The 15346-nt window shown below is 57.4% G+C and carries 11 protein-coding genes; 7 read left to right on the forward strand and 4 right to left on the reverse strand.

Going from position 1 to position 15346, the window contains the following annotated elements; genetic code table 11:
• The first annotated feature begins 103 nt into the window (after positions 1–103).
• A complete protein-coding gene (gene rutR / locus FNY10_RS04480; RefSeq protein ID WP_131048428.1) occupies positions 104–742 on the forward strand; it encodes an HTH-type transcriptional regulator RutR in 639 nt (212 codons plus the stop codon).
• Here the strand turns inward: rutR and FNY10_RS04485 are convergent.
• Entirely contained in the window at positions 739–1134 is a 396-nt protein-coding gene (locus tag FNY10_RS04485; protein WP_160703858.1) for a lysozyme inhibitor LprI family protein, read from the reverse strand. The two genes, rutR and FNY10_RS04485, sit on opposite strands and share 4 nt — an antisense overlap.
• Positions 1135–1402: 268 nt before the next feature.
• Positions 1403–5365 carry a trifunctional transcriptional regulator/proline dehydrogenase/L-glutamate gamma-semialdehyde dehydrogenase gene (gene putA / locus FNY10_RS04490; protein WP_160703856.1) on the reverse strand — a complete coding sequence of 1321 codons (3963 nt, stop codon included), beginning with the start codon at positions 5363–5365 and terminating at the stop codon, positions 1403–1405.
• A 424-nt stretch (positions 5366–5789) separates the two neighbouring features.
• Here putA and putP point away from each other — a divergent pair, with 424 nt between their 5' ends.
• Complete coding sequence (gene putP, locus FNY10_RS04495; protein ID WP_100685719.1) at positions 5790–7298, forward strand: sodium/proline symporter PutP; 1509 nt, start codon at positions 5790–5792, stop codon at positions 7296–7298.
• A 148-nt stretch (positions 7299–7446) separates the two neighbouring features.
• Positions 7447–7881 (forward strand): DUF3574 domain-containing protein, encoded by a 435-nt coding sequence (locus tag FNY10_RS04500; RefSeq protein WP_100685718.1) that lies wholly within the window; start codon positions 7447–7449, stop codon positions 7879–7881.
• Positions 7882–7957: 76 nt separating this feature from the next.
• On the opposite strand, the gene FNY10_RS04505 is transcribed toward FNY10_RS04500, so the two are convergent.
• The gene (locus tag FNY10_RS04505; RefSeq protein ID WP_141964943.1) at positions 7958–9142 is read right to left on the reverse strand and encodes a NupC/NupG family nucleoside CNT transporter; all 1185 of its coding nucleotides are present in this window, start codon (positions 9140–9142) and stop codon (positions 7958–7960) included.
• 261 nt (positions 9143–9403) lie between these two features.
• On the opposite strand from FNY10_RS04505, the gene efeU reads away from it, so the two are divergent.
• The 4 genes from efeU to phoH all read left to right on the forward strand — a co-directional run bounded on the left by efeU (position 9404) and on the right by phoH (position 14003).
• The gene (efeU, locus tag FNY10_RS04510) at positions 9404–10243 is read left to right on the forward strand and encodes an iron uptake transporter permease EfeU (RefSeq protein WP_160703854.1); all 840 of its coding nucleotides are present in this window, start codon (positions 9404–9406) and stop codon (positions 10241–10243) included.
• A 47-nt stretch (positions 10244–10290) separates the two neighbouring features.
• Positions 10291–11418 carry an iron uptake system protein EfeO gene (gene efeO / locus FNY10_RS04515; protein WP_160703852.1) on the forward strand — a complete coding sequence of 376 codons (1128 nt, stop codon included), beginning with the start codon at positions 10291–10293 and terminating at the stop codon, positions 11416–11418.
• Positions 11419–11422: 4 nt separating this feature from the next.
• On the forward strand, positions 11423–12706 hold the full coding sequence (gene efeB / locus FNY10_RS04520; RefSeq protein WP_100685714.1) for an iron uptake transporter deferrochelatase/peroxidase subunit: 1284 nt from the start codon (positions 11423–11425) through the stop codon (positions 12704–12706).
• Between the two features lie 508 nt (positions 12707–13214).
• Positions 13215–14003: a phosphate starvation-inducible protein PhoH gene (gene phoH, locus FNY10_RS04525; RefSeq protein ID WP_191119242.1), complete on the forward strand. Its 789-nt coding sequence runs from the start codon at positions 13215–13217 to the stop codon at positions 14001–14003.
• 60 nt (positions 14004–14063) lie between these two features.
• Here the strand turns inward: phoH and FNY10_RS04530 are convergent, their stop codons facing one another.
• A complete protein-coding gene (locus tag FNY10_RS04530) occupies positions 14064–15305 on the reverse strand; it encodes an MFS transporter (protein WP_160703850.1) in 1242 nt (413 codons plus the stop codon).
• Positions 15306–15346 lie beyond the last annotated feature (41 nt).

The raw sequence follows: 15346 nt of genomic DNA on the forward strand, positions 1-15346 counted from the left end.
ATGAGTGCACGAAAAAACGGCAGTCATGCGCAATTGGGGTGCATAAGGTCGTGTCGAGGTTGGGCTTTTGCTATGCTGATGGCGTTGAAAGAAGGAGATAACGATGGCAGAGGGCGCTGTAAAAAAAACCGGGAAGCGTTCGCAGGCGGTGAACGCAAAGAAAGAGGCTATCCTGGCCGCTGCGCTGGACGCATTTTCGCAATTTGGTATCCACGGTACGCGGCTGGAGCAGGTGGCTGAGCTGTCCGGGGTATCGAAAACGAATTTACTCTATTACTACCCGTCGAAAGAGGCGTTGTATGTCGCCGTATTGCAGCAGATTCTCACCATCTGGCTGGCGCCGCTGCGGGCCTTTCGCGAAGATATCAGCCCGCTGGTGGCTATCCGCGAATATATTCGTCTCAAGCTGGAGGTGTCGCGCGATTATCCGCAGGCATCGAGGCTGTTTTGTCTGGAGATGCTGCAGGGGGCGCCGCTGCTGATGGGCGAGCTGACCGGCGATCTGAAAGCGCTGGTTGATGAGAAATCGGCGATTGTTTCTGGCTGGGTCGATAGCGGGAAGCTGGCGCCGGTCGACCCTCAGCATCTGATCTTTATGATCTGGGCCACCACGCAACATTACGCCGATTTTGCCACCCAGATTGAGGCGGTCACCGGCGCAACGCTGCGTGACGAGGCGTTTTTTCAACAAACCGTGGAGAACGTCCAGCGGCTGATCATTGAAGGTATCCGGGTGCGTTAACTGGCGGGGGGAAGCGGACAGCTCTGGTCACCCTCTTCACACTGCAGCAGCGAAGCAAGGAACGATTCGCGCTCAACGGTTTTGTCTGCCATACACTGATTGATGAGCATCGGCTGGACGCTGCCGCCCTCGGTGCCGGAAGCGATGAAGGCGCAGTCGGCGTCGCGCAGCGCTATCCACGCCAGCTGCGCTTTTTTCAACAGTGCCTGCTGTTTACCCGAGGCGCGCTTCAGCGCTTCCTGATAGGTCTGATTCAGCTTGCTATCGGCCGCCTGATATTGTGCTGCCGTACACTGATTCAGCTCAGCCTGATTACCGGCGCTGGCGCATTCGTCCGCCAGGGCATGCCCGCTTGCCAGCAGGGCGACAAGGGCAAGTAACGTTCGTTTCATTGGACCACTCCCATAAAAAAGCTTCCGTCGGGGAGCTTTAATTAACCACAGCCGGCGTCCGGTGTCATTAGCTGCCGTAGGTGCCGTCTGCTTTTCCCGGCGGATTTTCCTGGTGGGTTTTCCCGGGGGCGGCGCAGGGCGCCTTGCCTGGGCTACGGGCGGATTTTCCCGGGGTCGGCGCAGAGCGCCTTACCCGGGCTACAGAACGGCAGACGGCTGAAGACAGGTAGCCCGGACAGGTGCGTAGCACCGCCTCCGGGGAACAGCGTTAGCCGATGGTCATCAGGCTGGCGTTGCCGCCTGCCGCCGCGGTATTGACGCTCAGCGAGCGTTCAATGTACAGACGTTCCAGCAGCAGGTTGCTCTCACCGCGGGCGAAACCCTGAACCGAGATAATCGCGCCATCGCGTGCCGCCACCTGCTCGCACAGTTCGCGCAACTGGTCGGAGTCGCCGTGGTAGATAACCGCATCGAACGCCTGAGCGCTCAACATCTCCGGTTTGGCAAAGTGGAGACGTTCGCTGACCTCGCGCGGCAGTTTCTTCGCCAGTTCGCGATGCAGAGCGCTCTCCGGCCACAGGATTTCACAGCCGACCGCGGTGACTGCCGCCAGCTGAATCAGCGCATCCTGCTCGTTATCCGCCACGCACAGCACGCGGTCGCGAGGGATAAAGGTCAGGGTATTGCGCTCGCCGGTCGGCCCCGGCAGCAGACGCTGGGTACCGGCTTGCGCCAGGTCACGATACTGCTGGCACAGCGCCTGCAGTTCAGGGCGACCGGCGGCCCACTGCTGCAGCGCGTTCAGCGGTTTTTCCAGCAGGGTTTTCAGCTGCGCATCCAGCGGGCGTTGCGCATCCTGGCGGGCAAGGGTGGTCCCGACGGCATTTTGCGGACGGCTGGAGAGCAGGCGATACAAATACAGCGGGCCGCCGGCTTTCGGTCCGGTCCCCGACAGACCCTCGCCGCCAAACGGCTGCACGCCGACCACGGCGCCAACCATATTGCGGTTAACGTACAGGTTGCCGACCTTCGCGCTGCCGGTGACCTGCGCGATGGTCTCATCGATGCGGGTATGGACGCCGAGAGTCAGACCGTAGCCGGAGGCATTAATCTGTTCGACCAGTTGATCCAGAGCGTTACGGTTGTAGCGAACCACGTGCAGAACCGGGCCAAAGACCTCTTTTTTTAGCTCATCAAAGCTCTCCAGCTCGATCAGGGTCGGCGGAATGAAGGTCCCGCTGTGCCACTCACGCGCATCCTCGCTGTTTTCCCGTACCGCCTGGAACACCGTGCGTCCTTTGGCGCGCAGGCTCTGAATATGGCGTTCAATATTCTCTTTCGCTTCGGCATCGATGACCGGACCGATGTCGGTCGTCAGGCGGCCAGGGTTGCCCATCCGGCATTCGCCCATCGCACCGCGCAGCATGGTCAGCGTATGGTCTGCTATCTCTTCCTGCAGGCAGAGAATACGCAGGGCGGAACAGCGCTGCCCGGCGCTATCGAACGCGGAAGCCAGCACATCGACCACCACTTGCTCGGTGAGGGCGGAGGAGTCGACGATCATCGCGTTCATCCCGCCCGTTTCGGCGATAAGCGGCGTCGGACGCCCCTGTGCATCCAGACGGCTGGCGATATTGCGTTGCAGCAGGGTGGCGACTTCGGTGGAGCCGGTAAACATCACGCCGCGAACGCGATCGTCGGTGGTCAGCGCGGCGCCGACGGTTTCCCCGCGGCCCGGCAGCAACTGAATCACCCCCGGCGGGACCCCGGCTTCCAGCAGAATCGCCACGCCCTGGGCGGCAATCAGCGGCGTCTGTTCGGCGGGTTTCGCCAGTACGCTGTTACCGGCGGCCAGCGCGGCGGCAATCTGACCGGTGAAAATCGCCAGCGGGAAGTTCCACGGGCTAATACAGACCACTGGGCCCAGCGGACGGTGGGTTTCATTATCGAAATCGTCGCGCACCTGACCGGCGTAGTAGTGGAGGAAATCGACGGCTTCGCGGACTTCGGCGATGGCGTTGCTGAAGGTTTTACCGGCTTCGCGGACCAGAATGCCGATCAGCGTCTGCATCTGGCCTTCCATCAGTATCGCCGCGCGTTCAAGGATCGCCGCACGCTCCTGTGGCGGGGTGGCAAACCAGATAGGCGCGTTATTGACCGCGCTGGTCAGCGCCAGCTCAATCTCTTCCGGGCGGGCTTCACGCACGTGGCCGACGATATCTTTCGGCTCGGCCGGGTTAATCACCGCCTGCAGTTCGCCGGCAATCACCGGATGCTCCAGCGTCGGCAGCGCCTGCCATTTGTGCAACGCGCTGTTCAGCAAAGCGGAGGAGAGGGAGGCCAGACGGTGTTCGTTGGCCAAATCCAGGCCCGCGGAGTTGCTGCGGCCTTTGCCGTACAGATCGCGTGGCAGCGGGATCTTCGGATGCGGCAGACCGGCCTGACCCTCCTGCTGAGCCAGTTTTTCCACGGCGCTGACCGGGTCGGCCACCAGCTCATCCAGCGGCAGCGTACTATCCGCGATACGATTAACAAAGGAGGTGTTGGCGCCGTTTTCCAGCAGGCGACGCACCAGGTATGCCAGCAGCGTTTCGTGAGTCCCGACCGGCGCATAAATCCGGCACGGACGATTCAGTTTACCGTCGGCAACCTTGCCGACCACCTGCTCGTAGAGCGGTTCGCCCATGCCGTGCAGGCACTGGAACTCATACTGGCCGGGATAGTAGTTCTGCCCGGCCAGCTGATAAATGGCGGCCAGGGTGTGGGCGTTGTGGGTGGCGAACTGCGGGTAGATCAGGCTCGGCACCGCCAGCAGCTTTTTCGCGCAGGCGAGGTAGGATACGTCGGTATACACTTTGCGGGTGTAAACCGGGTAGCCTTCGAGGCCGTCCATCTGCGCGCGTTTGATTTCGCTGTCCCAGTAGGCGCCTTTTACCAGGCGGATCATCAGGCGACGGCGGCTGCGGGTGGCAAGATCGATCAGGGAATCAATGACGAACGGGCAGCGTTTCTGATAGGCCTGAATGACGAAGCCGATCCCGTTCCAGCCGGCCAGCTCTGGTTCAAAACACAGCTTTTCCAGCAGATCGAGGGAGATCTCCAGACGATCGGCTTCTTCGGCATCGATGTTAATCCCGATGTCGTACTGCCGTGCCAGCAGAGTCAATGATTTCAGGCGCGGATACAGTTCATCCATCACCCGATCGTATTGCGCGCGGCTATAGCGCGGGTGCAGCGCGGAGAGCTTGATCGAAATCCCCGGCCCTTCATAAATACCGCGGCCGTTAGAGGCTTTGCCAATCGCGTGGATCGCCTGCTGGTAGGAGACCATATAGGCCTGAGCATCGGCGGCGGTGAGGGCGGCTTCGCCCAGCATATCGTAGGAGTAACGGAACCCTTTCTCTTCCAGCTTGCGGGCGTTGGCCAGCGCTTCGGCAATGGTTTCGCCGGTCACGAACTGCTCGCCCATTAAACGCATCGCCATGTCGACGCCTTTGCGAATCAGCGGTTCGCCGCTTTTGCCGATAATCCGGTTCAGCGAGCGCGACAGGCTGGTTTCGTTATGGGTAGAGACCAGTTTGCCGGTAAACAGCAGGCCCCAGGTGGCGGCGTTAACGAACAGCGACGGGCTGCGGCCGATATGCGATTGCCAGTTACCGTTGCTGATTTTGTCGCGGATGAGGGCATCGCGGGTGGCTTTGTCCGGAATACGCAGCAGCGCCTCCGCCAGACACATCAGCGCCACCCCTTCCTGCGAGGAGAGGGAAAACTCTTGCAGCAGGCTCTGCACCATGCCGGCGCGACCGCTGGCGGTTTTTTGATTACGCAGTTTTTCCGCTAGCTGATAAGCCAGCCTGTGCGCCTGTTCTGCCAGCGGCTGCGGCAGACGCGCCTGCTCCAGCAGCATAGGGACGGCGTCGGTCTCCGCCCGGCGGTAAGCGGCAGTAATCGAGGCCCGGGTGACGGACTGCGGCAGGATCTGCTCGGCAAATTCGAGGAATGGCTGCCACGGCTCATCGACCTGGCTGCTGGCGTCATCGCTTTCATTGGCGGTGCCGGTAAGCAGGGTCGGCAGCTCGGGCAGCGTCTGGTCGTTTTCCAGCTTTTCCAGATAGTTGAAAATGGCCTGTTTAATCAGCCAGTGCGGCGAGCGGTCAATACGGCTCGCGGCGAACTTAATGCGTTCACGCGTCGCGTCGTCAAGCTTAACACCCATGGTGGTGGTGCCCATGCTTATCACTCCTGTTATCAATCGTTGTTCTTTTTTTCGGTTACGCGGAAATATCCACTATGTTGCAACTTTGTGCAACCTTGTTAATCGTGACCTGTGTAGCAAGCTGAGAAAGGCGTAAATTGTTAATTGCGGTGATGGATATAACGGAAAATTAACCTTTCTCCGCCGCGGTTTTTTATGCGTCAGTTAACAGTTTTACAAGGTGCAACCAATAAAAATGTGAGAGAGTGCAACCTGTAACGAAATGAAGTTTGGTACGGACAAGAATTAGTGTAAATGCTGTGTTAAATCGTTTGTGAAATGCCGACGCATCCGTCAGGATACGGTCGCCCAATACAACCATTGCGCCATTACCCCGTTCCGGTAGTGGAATAAAATGACAAAGCAGGATGTTGTTGACAAAATAATCTGGAGATTTTACATGGCTATTAGCACCCCCATGTTGGTGACTTTTACTATTTATATATTTGGCATGATATTGATCGGTTTTATTGCCTGGCGATCGACAAAGAACTTTGATGATTATATTCTCGGCGGTCGCAGCCTCGGGCCATTTGTGACGGCGCTCTCCGCGGGGGCCTCTGATATGAGCGGCTGGCTGCTGATGGGATTACCCGGTGCGATATTTCTCTCCGGTATTTCCGAGAGCTGGATTGCCATCGGCCTGACGCTCGGCGCATGGATTAACTGGAAACTGGTCGCCGGCCGCCTGCGCGTTCATACCGAGGTGAATAATAACGCGCTGACCTTGCCGGATTATTTTACCGGCCGCTTTGAAGATAAAAGCCGCGTGCTGCGTATTATTTCGGCGCTGGTTATTTTGCTGTTCTTCACCATTTATTGCGCCTCCGGGATTGTTGCCGGCGCTCGTCTGTTTGAAAGCACCTTTGGCATGAGCTATGAAACGGCGCTGTGGGCCGGTGCGGCGGCGACGATTATTTATACCTTCGTCGGCGGATTCCTCGCCGTCAGCTGGACCGATACCGTGCAGGCCAGCCTGATGATTTTCGCGCTGATTCTGACGCCGGTGATGGTCATTATTTCCGTTGGCGGCTTTGGCGAATCGCTGGAAGTGATCAAGCAGAAGAGCATTGAAAACGTCGATATGCTCAAGGGGCTGAATTTTGTGGCGATTATTTCGCTGATGGGCTGGGGCCTTGGCTACTTTGGCCAGCCGCATATTCTGGCGCGTTTTATGGCCGCGGACTCGCATCACAGTATTGTTCACGCTCGCCGTATCAGCATGACGTGGATGATTCTCTGCCTGGCGGGCGCGGTGGCGGTCGGTTTCTTCGGTATTGCATGGTTCAATAATAACCCGGCGCTGGCCGGGGCGGTGAATCAGAACTCCGAGCGCGTGTTTATCGAACTGGCGCAAATCCTGTTTAACCCTTGGATTGCCGGTATCCTGCTGTCGGCGATTCTGGCGGCGGTGATGTCCACCCTGAGCTGCCAGCTGCTGGTGTGCTCCAGCGCGATTACCGAAGACTTGTATAAAGCGTTTCTGCGTAAAAACGCCGGGCAAAAAGAGCTGGTGTGGATCGGACGGGTGATGGTCCTGGTGGTGGCGCTGGTCGCCATTGCGCTGGCGGCCAACCCGAACAACCGCGTGCTGGGTCTGGTGAGCTACGCCTGGGCCGGTTTCGGTGCGGCGTTTGGTCCGGTCGTTTTGTTCTCGGTAATGTGGTCGCGTATGACGCGTAACGGGGCGCTGGCTGGGATGGTGATCGGCGCGCTGACGGTGATTTTCTGGAAACAGTTCGGTTGGCAGGAGCTGTATGAAATCATCCCTGGCTTTATCTTCGGCAGCCTCGGTATCGTGGTCTTCAGCCTGCTGAGCAAAGCTCCGTCGGCCTCGATGCAGCAACGCTTTGCCGAAGCGGACGCCCATTACCATTCGGCTCCGCCGACGCCGGCTATCGCCGAGTAAACTCAGGACAGGTCAATCCAGCCCGCGTTTCAGCGGGCTTTTTGGTTGCTGATAGCCGGTCAAACGCCCGGCGGCGCTGCTCCCCCTCTTGCTAATTCCATGAAAATACGCTGATATCGGGGGCACAAAAAACAATGAGGATAGCAAAATGACGTTCAGACAGGGTGCGCTGGTGCTGGTGATGGCCGGGTTGCTTGGCGGTTGCGTGGCGCCGGCGAAGAAGAGTGCGCCGGTTCCCACCGCGGCGGTATGCCCGGCAGAGAATGCGATGGTGCAGACCACGCTCTATTTCGGTTTGAGCCGCCCGGCGGGCAAAGATATCACCGCCCAGGAGTGGCAGCAGTTTGTTGACCGCGACGTCACGCCGCGCTTTCGTGAGGGGTTAACGGTGTTTGACGCCCGGGGCCAGTGGTTGGGCAATGATGGCAACGTGGCCCGCGAGCAGAGTAAAGCGCTGATGCTGATTCATGGTAAAGACGGCGACAGTGAAGAGGGGATTGAGGCGTTACGTCACCTCTATAAATCGCGCTTTGCCCAGGAGTCGGTGATGCGCGTTGACCAACCGGTCTGCGTACATTTTTAATGTAAACTGCCTCTGCTGAAAGTGCCGGGTGGCGGCTGACGCCTTACCCGGCACAAACGCAATGGCGTCTCCCCGGTTACAGCACCAGCCCCGCGAAGCTGGCAGAGAGCAGGCTCACCAGCGTGGCGCCGAACACCAGACGCAGACCGAAGCGGGAAACAATATTGCCCTGTTTTTCGTTCAGCCCTTTAATGGCCCCGGCAATAATACCGATCGAAGCAAAGTTGGCAAAAGAGACCAGGAAGACCGACAGGATGCCCAGTCCGCGCGGGGTCATACCGGCAGCAATTTTCTGCAGCTCAATCATCGCCACGAACTCATTGGCCACCAGCTTGGTGGCCATAATACTTCCGGCGTTCAACGCATCGCTGAGCGGAATACCAATCAGCCAGGCCAGCGGATAAAAAACGTAGCCGAGAATTTGCTGGAAGCTCAGACCAAATAGTGTGGCGAACAGGGCATTAATGGCGCTGATCAGGGCAATAAAACCAATCAGCATCGCCAGAATAATCATCGCCACTTTAAAGCCGGCAAGAATATATTCCCCGAGCATTTCGAAGAAGCTTTGTGATTCGTGGAGCTTCTCCAGCTTAATCTCTTCCTCGCTACCCGGGCGCGTCGGGTTAATAATCGACAGCACAATAAAGGTGCTGAACATATTAAGGATCAGCGCCGCGACCACATATTTTGCGTCGAGCATGCTCATATAGGCGCCGACGATGGAGAGCGACACCGTTGACATCGCGGTCGCCGCCATGGTGAACAGCCGGCGGGAGGAGAGGTCGCCCAGCACGCCTTTGTAGGCGATAAAGTTCTCCGACTGGCCGAGAATCAGCGAGCTGACGGCGTTAAAGGACTCCAGTTTCCCCATGCCGTTGACTTTGGAGAGCAGGGTACCTATCACGCGGATGAACACGGGCAGGATGCGCCAGTGCTGGAGAATACCGATCAGCGCCGAAATAAAGACAATCGGGCACAGTACGCCAAGGAAAATAAACGCCATCCCTTTTTCGCTCATGCCGCCAAATACAAAGTTGGTGCCTTCGGCGGCGAAGCCGAGCAGCGAAGTGAAAAATCCTGAGATATTTTTAACTATCCACAGCCCGCTTTCGGCATGCAGAAAAAAGAAAGCCAGCGCAATTTCAATGATAATTAACTGGATAATATAGCGAACGCGGATTTTTTGTCGGTCATAGCTGGCAAGCCAGGCAAGGCCGAGGATAACCGCCAGCGCCAGCAGGAAGTGCAAGAATTGTGTCATGTTGTTCTTTTCGCAGGTCAATAAGGCCGCTATTTAGCCACAGCCGCACTGGCGGGTAAATATCTGCAGTGAAAAAACCGCTTGAGCGTGGTGAAGACAGATAATCCCCTAAGTAATTATTTTATAGCGATTAATTTACAACTCGTCACTGATCTCTCTATATTTCGCTTGTGTTTCTGATTATTGTAATGATAATCACTATCAGAAATATTTACCTATCTTTGCATCCACTGACTGCGATTCACATTGAAGGGTGTTGGCATGTTTGTTCCATTTCTCATTATGTTACGCGAAGGGCTGGAAGCGGCGCTGATTGTCAGCCTGATTGCCAGCTATCTCAAACGCACCCAGCGCGGCAGCTGGATTGGCGTCATGTGGATTGGCGTTATCCTGGCGGCGGCGCTGTGCCTGGGCCTTGGGATCTTTATCAACGAAACCACCGGCGAGTTTCCCCAGCGTGAACAGGAGCTGTTCGAAGGCATCGTGGCGCTGGTGGCGGTATGCATCCTGACCTGGATGGTCTTCTGGATGCGTAAAGTCTCGCGCAACGTGAAACAGCAGCTGGAACAGGCGGTGGATAATGCGCTACAGCGCGGTAATCATCACGGCTGGGCGCTGGTGATGATGGTCTTTTTCGCCGTCGCGCGGGAAGGGCTGGAGTCGGTGTTCTTCCTGCTGGCGGCCTTCCAGCAGGATGTGGGGATCTGGCCGCCGCTCGGGGCGATGCTGGGGCTGGCGACCGCGATTGTCCTCGGCTTCCTGCTTTACTGGGGCGGGATCCGCCTTAACCTCGGGCTGTTTTTCAAATGGACCAGTTTATTCATTCTGCTGGTGGCGGCCGGGCTGGCTGCCGGGGCAATTCGCGCCTTCCATGAAGCCGGACTGTGGAACCACTTCCAGGACGTGGCGTTTGATCTGAGCGGCGTGCTGTCGACCCACACGCTTTTCGGCACGCTGCTGGAAGGGATCTTCGGTTACCAGGAGACGCCTACCGTCAGTGAAGTGGCGGTCTACTTTATCTATTTGATTCCGGCGCTGGTGCTGTTTGCGCTGCCGCCGCGTAGCAATACAGCAACCTCGCGTACCGCTCCGCTTAAGTAGGGCGCCGCAGGACTATGGTTACCACATACTTACCGAAAGGGATGATCATGATAATTCATTTTCGCCGTAATGCGCTGCAGCTTGCCGTCGCAGCGTTGTTCAGCTCTGCTTTCTACGCCCAGGCTGCGGATATCCCGCAGGTAAAAGTGACCGTTAACGACAAGCAGTGTGAGCCGATGAACGTCACCGTGAAAGCGGGGAAAACGCAGTTCATTATTCAGAACCACAGTCAGAAAGCGCTGGAGTGGGAGATTCTTAAAGGCGTGATGGTGGTGGAAGAGCGCGAGAATATTGCGCCGGGCTTTACGCAAAAGCTGACGGCGAATTTGCAGCCGGGCGAATATGACATGACCTGCGGTCTGCTGACCAACCCGAAAGGCAAACTGATTGTCACCGGCGAGGCCACCAAAGATGCGGCGAAAGCCAATGCGGTGTTGAGCCTTGGCGAGGCGATTACCGCCTATAAGGCCTACGTTACGGCGGAAACCGCCCAGCTGGTTAGCGGCACGAAAGCCTTCACCGATGCGGTGAAAGCGGGCGATATTGAAAAAGCGAAAGCGCTGTATGCGCCGACGCGCCAGCACTACGAGCGCATTGAACCGATCGCCGAGCTGTTCTCCGATCTGGACGGCAGCATTGATGCCCGTGAAGACGATTATGAGAAAAAAGCCGAAGACCCGAAATTCACCGGCTTCCACCGTCTGGAAAAAGCCCTGTTTGGCGATAACAGCGTCAAGGGGATGGAAAAGTATGCCGACCAGCTGAACAGCGATGTGCTGGAACTGCAAAAACGCATCAGCGAACTGGCGTTCCCACCGTCGAAAGTGGTGGGCGGCGCGGCGGGCCTGATTGAAGAAGTCGCGGCCAGCAAAATCAGCGGTGAGGAAGATCGCTACAGTCATACCGATCTGTGGGACTTCCAGGCTAATATCGACGGCGCACAGAAAATCGTCGACCTGCTGCGTCCGCAGCTGCAGAAAGAGAACAGCGCGCTGCTGGCGAAAGTGGATGCTAACTTCAAGAAAGTTGACGCGATCCTCAGTAAATACCGCACTAAAGACGGCTTCGAAACCTATGACAAGCTGACGGATGCGGATCGTAATGCGTTGAAAGGGCCAATCACCACGCTGGCGGAAGATCTGGCTCAGCTGCGCGGGATCCTTGGACTGGACTAAGTCGATGGCAGAACACAAACAATTTGACGTGAATGAACCTTCACGTCGTCGGTTATTAAAAGGGATCGGCGCGCTTGGCGGCGCGTTGGCTATCACCGGCGGCTGTCCGGTGGCGCACGCGGCGTCCGGCAACAGCTCTCCGGGGGCGCTGTCGCCGGACGCGCGTGCCGAGGCGCAGCCTTTTTACGGCCAGCACCAGGCCGGCGTGCTGACGCCGCAGCAGGCATCGATGATGCTGGTGGCCTTTGATGTGCTGGCCAGCGATAAAGCTGACCTGGAGCGGCTGTTTCGCCTGCTGACTCAGCGCATTGCCTTTCTGACCAAAGGGGGGCCGGCGCCGGACACGCCAAATCCGCGTCTGCCGCCGATGGACTCGGGGATCCTCGGGCCGTGGATCTCCCCGGATAACCTGACCGTCACCGTTTCGCTGGGCCATTCGCTGTTTGATGAGCGCTATGGATTAGCGGACAAGGCGCCGAAAAAGCTGCAAAAGATGACCCGCTTCCCCAACGATGCGCTGGATGCGGCGCTTTGCCATGGCGATCTGCTGTTGCAAATCTGCGCCAATACTCAGGATACGGTTATCCATGCGCTGCGCGATGTGATTAAACACACGCCGGATTTGCTCAGCGTGCGCTGGAAGCGCGAAGGGTTTATTTCCGATAGCGCCGCGCGCAGTAAAGGCAAAGAGACGCCGGTTAACCTGCTGGGCTTTAAAGATGGCACCGCGAACCCGGTCAGCACCGATAAGGCGCTGATGGATGACGTGGTGTGGGTGACCCCCGACCAGGGCGAGCCGGCATGGGCAACCGGCGGCAGCTATCAGGCAGCGCGTATCATCCAGTTCCACGTGGAGTTCTGGGATCGCACCCCGCTGAAAGAGCAGCAGACCATTTTTGGTCGGGATAAGCACAGCGGCGCGCCGCTGGGCATGCAGCATGAACATGACGTGCCGGATTACAGCCGCGATCCTGACGGCGATATGATTGCCCTGGACAGCCACATTCGGCTGGCGAATCCGCGTACGCCGCAGACGCAGTCCAGTCTGATGATGCGCCGTGGCTACAGTTATTCGCTGGGGGTGACCAACTCCGGGCAGCTGGATATGGGACTGCTGTTTGTCTGCTACCAGCATGACCTGGAGAAGGGATTCCTGACGGTGCAAAAACGCCTTAACGGCGAAGCGCTGGAGGAGTACGTCAAACCTATCGGCGGCGGCTACTTCTTTGTGTTACCGGGCGTTATCGATAGCCAGCACTACCTGGCGCAATCTCTGCTCGAAGCCTGACGTGCCTGCCCGAAAGGGCAGGGCGTTTCTGCTGTTTTTCCATTCTTTTTTTGTATTTCCTGCCTTGTTTCATTTTTCTGTAATCTTATAGTCGGAAACTCTCTGCAGCTGCAATGAGAACTATTTGTTGTCTATATGTAAGAAATAAGTTGCATTAAGAATTATTTTTGATGTACTTATTACAGACGCGGTAGTTCCCGGCAGTGATGTCGTTTCACTATGGAGATCGCGAATGCCCGATTGCTGTAACGGAAAACGTCAAACCTCATACCGTACTCCTCAGCACGGGGGCCGCACTCCCGGCCGTGATTCCTGCTCCCCAGACTTATCCCTATCCACAAGCAAAAATTCGAACCCAGGCAAGGTTACCGGTGCGCGTAGCCGTGACCCTCTGCCAATTCGTCAGGCAAGCAATGGCTTACAAGGAAGCCAAACCTCAATCGTTAGTGCGCATAATCGCGTCGATCGTGGCGCGTGTGATGTAAACCAACAACGCAAGGTGCTATCCATGGGAAGACAAAAAGCAGTGACCAGAGCTCGTCGTGAGGCCAAACGTGTGCTGAGACAGGATTCGCGAAGCCATAAGCAGCGCGAAGAAGAATCGGTCACATCGCTTGTGCAAATGAGTGGCGTAGAAGCAATTGGCATGGCGCGGGATAGCCGCGACGCATCGCCGATTGAAGCGCGCAATGACGCTCAGGCGCATTATTTGAATGCCATCGATAATAAACAGCTGATTTTTGCAACGGGCGAAGCCGGGTGCGGAAAAACCTGGATTAGCGCAGCGAAGGCAGCCGAAGCCCTGATTCATAAAGATGTGGACAGGATTATTGTTACCCGTCCCGTTCTGCAGGCCGACGAAGACCTCGGCTTCTTACCGGGAGATATCGCCGAGAAGTTTGCCCCCTATTTCCGACCGGTGTACGACGTGCTGGTGAAGAGACTGGGCTCTTCCTTTATGCAGTACTGCCTGCGGCCGGAAATCGGCAAGGTGGAAATCGCGCCGTTCGCCTATATGCGCGGACGTACATTTGAAAATGCCGTGGTGATTCTGGACGAGGCCCAGAACGTGACGGCTGCGCAAATGAAAATGTTTTTAACCCGCCTCGGGGAAAACGTGACGGTCATCGTTAACGGCGACATTACCCAGTGTGATTTACCCTCTGGCGTGAAGTCCGGGCTGGTCGATGCGCTGGCGCGTTTTGAGGAAGACGAAATGATCGGTATTGTGCGTTTTACCGCCGATGATTGCGTCCGTTCGATGCTCTGCCAACGAACGCTGAAAGCCTACTACTGATCGCTATCTGGTGTGCAAAGCCTGGGGAAACCCAGGCTTTGCTTATCTGGAGCGCTGGGATCAGCCGATCGCGCCCAGCGCGTCTTCGCTGCCCTGTGTTTTCGGCAGTAAGAATAAGGTGGCGAAAATGTCCAGCAGGTAGAGAAGGGCCAGCAGAGTAATGGCGGCGGTAAACGACCAGTGGCTGACGAACAGCCCAATCACCAGCGGTCCAAAACCACCGACGCCGCGACCAAGGTTAAACAGCACGTTCTGCGCCGTAGCGCGGACCCGTAGCGGATAGGTATCAGAGATAAGCGCGCCGTAGCCGCCAATCATCCCGTTAACAAACATACCCATTACCGCTCCGGTAAACAGCATCAGGGTCGGGTCCCGCAACTGGGCGTAGACAATGACCATCACCACCGCGCCAGCCTGGTAAAGCAGAAAGATCTTCCAGCGGGCGAAACGGTCTGCCAGCACGCCGAACAACCAGATACCGAAAGTCATGCCCACGACGGTGACCGCCGTCCAGAGTCCTGATTTGGTGAGTGAAAAGCCAAAGCTGGAGGAGAGATAGCTGGGCATCCAGATCATCAGGCCGTAGTAGCCAAAATTCTGTACCGAGCACAGGATGAGGATCCCGATACTGGCCTTCGAGGTGGCGCGATCGGCAAACAGCATCCTGAGCCGGGCCGTAAAGGAGACCTCCTGAGTGACCGCGATATCTTTGGTAAATGCGTCAGGCTCCCCCATGCCGCGGCGGATGGCAAATGAGACCAGCGCGGGCAGCAGGCCCACCAGGAACATCCCGCGCCAGCCGATGATATCCAGCAGGAGAGGGGTGATAAAGGCGGCAAGCAGAACGCCAAGCTGCCAGCCGATGCCAACCCATGCCGAGGCGCGGTTGCGCTTATGGGCGGGCCAGACTTCGGCAATCAGCGCCATGCCGATACCGAATTCGCCGCCGAGCCCCATACCGGCAAGGGTGCGATAGGCCAGCAGATCCCAATAGCCCTGGGCAACCGCACAGAGGCCGGTAAAGACCGAGAACATCAGGATCGTGAAGGTCAGGACGCGAATACGGCCCAGACGGTCGCTGAGATGGCCGAAAAAGATCCTGCCCAGTACCGCGCCAATCAGCGTCCAGGTGACGAGGGAGCCGGCCTGAGAGGTGCTGAGCGCCAGCGAAGCGCTGATAGCAGGGAGCATAAAGCCCAGAATCAGCAGATCAAAGCCATCCATTGCGTAGCCGCTGATCGCCGCGACCATCGCTTTCGCCGGCGTTACGCCGCGTTTGTTAAGTGGAGAAGAGAACGTCATGTCCAGACCTTAGAGTGAAAATTGTGCGCCAAGTATAAGTT

It is taken from the genome of Klebsiella sp. Lac1, assembly GCF_009825425.1.
Classification (GTDB): domain Bacteria; phylum Pseudomonadota; class Gammaproteobacteria; order Enterobacterales; family Enterobacteriaceae; genus Klebsiella; species Klebsiella electrica.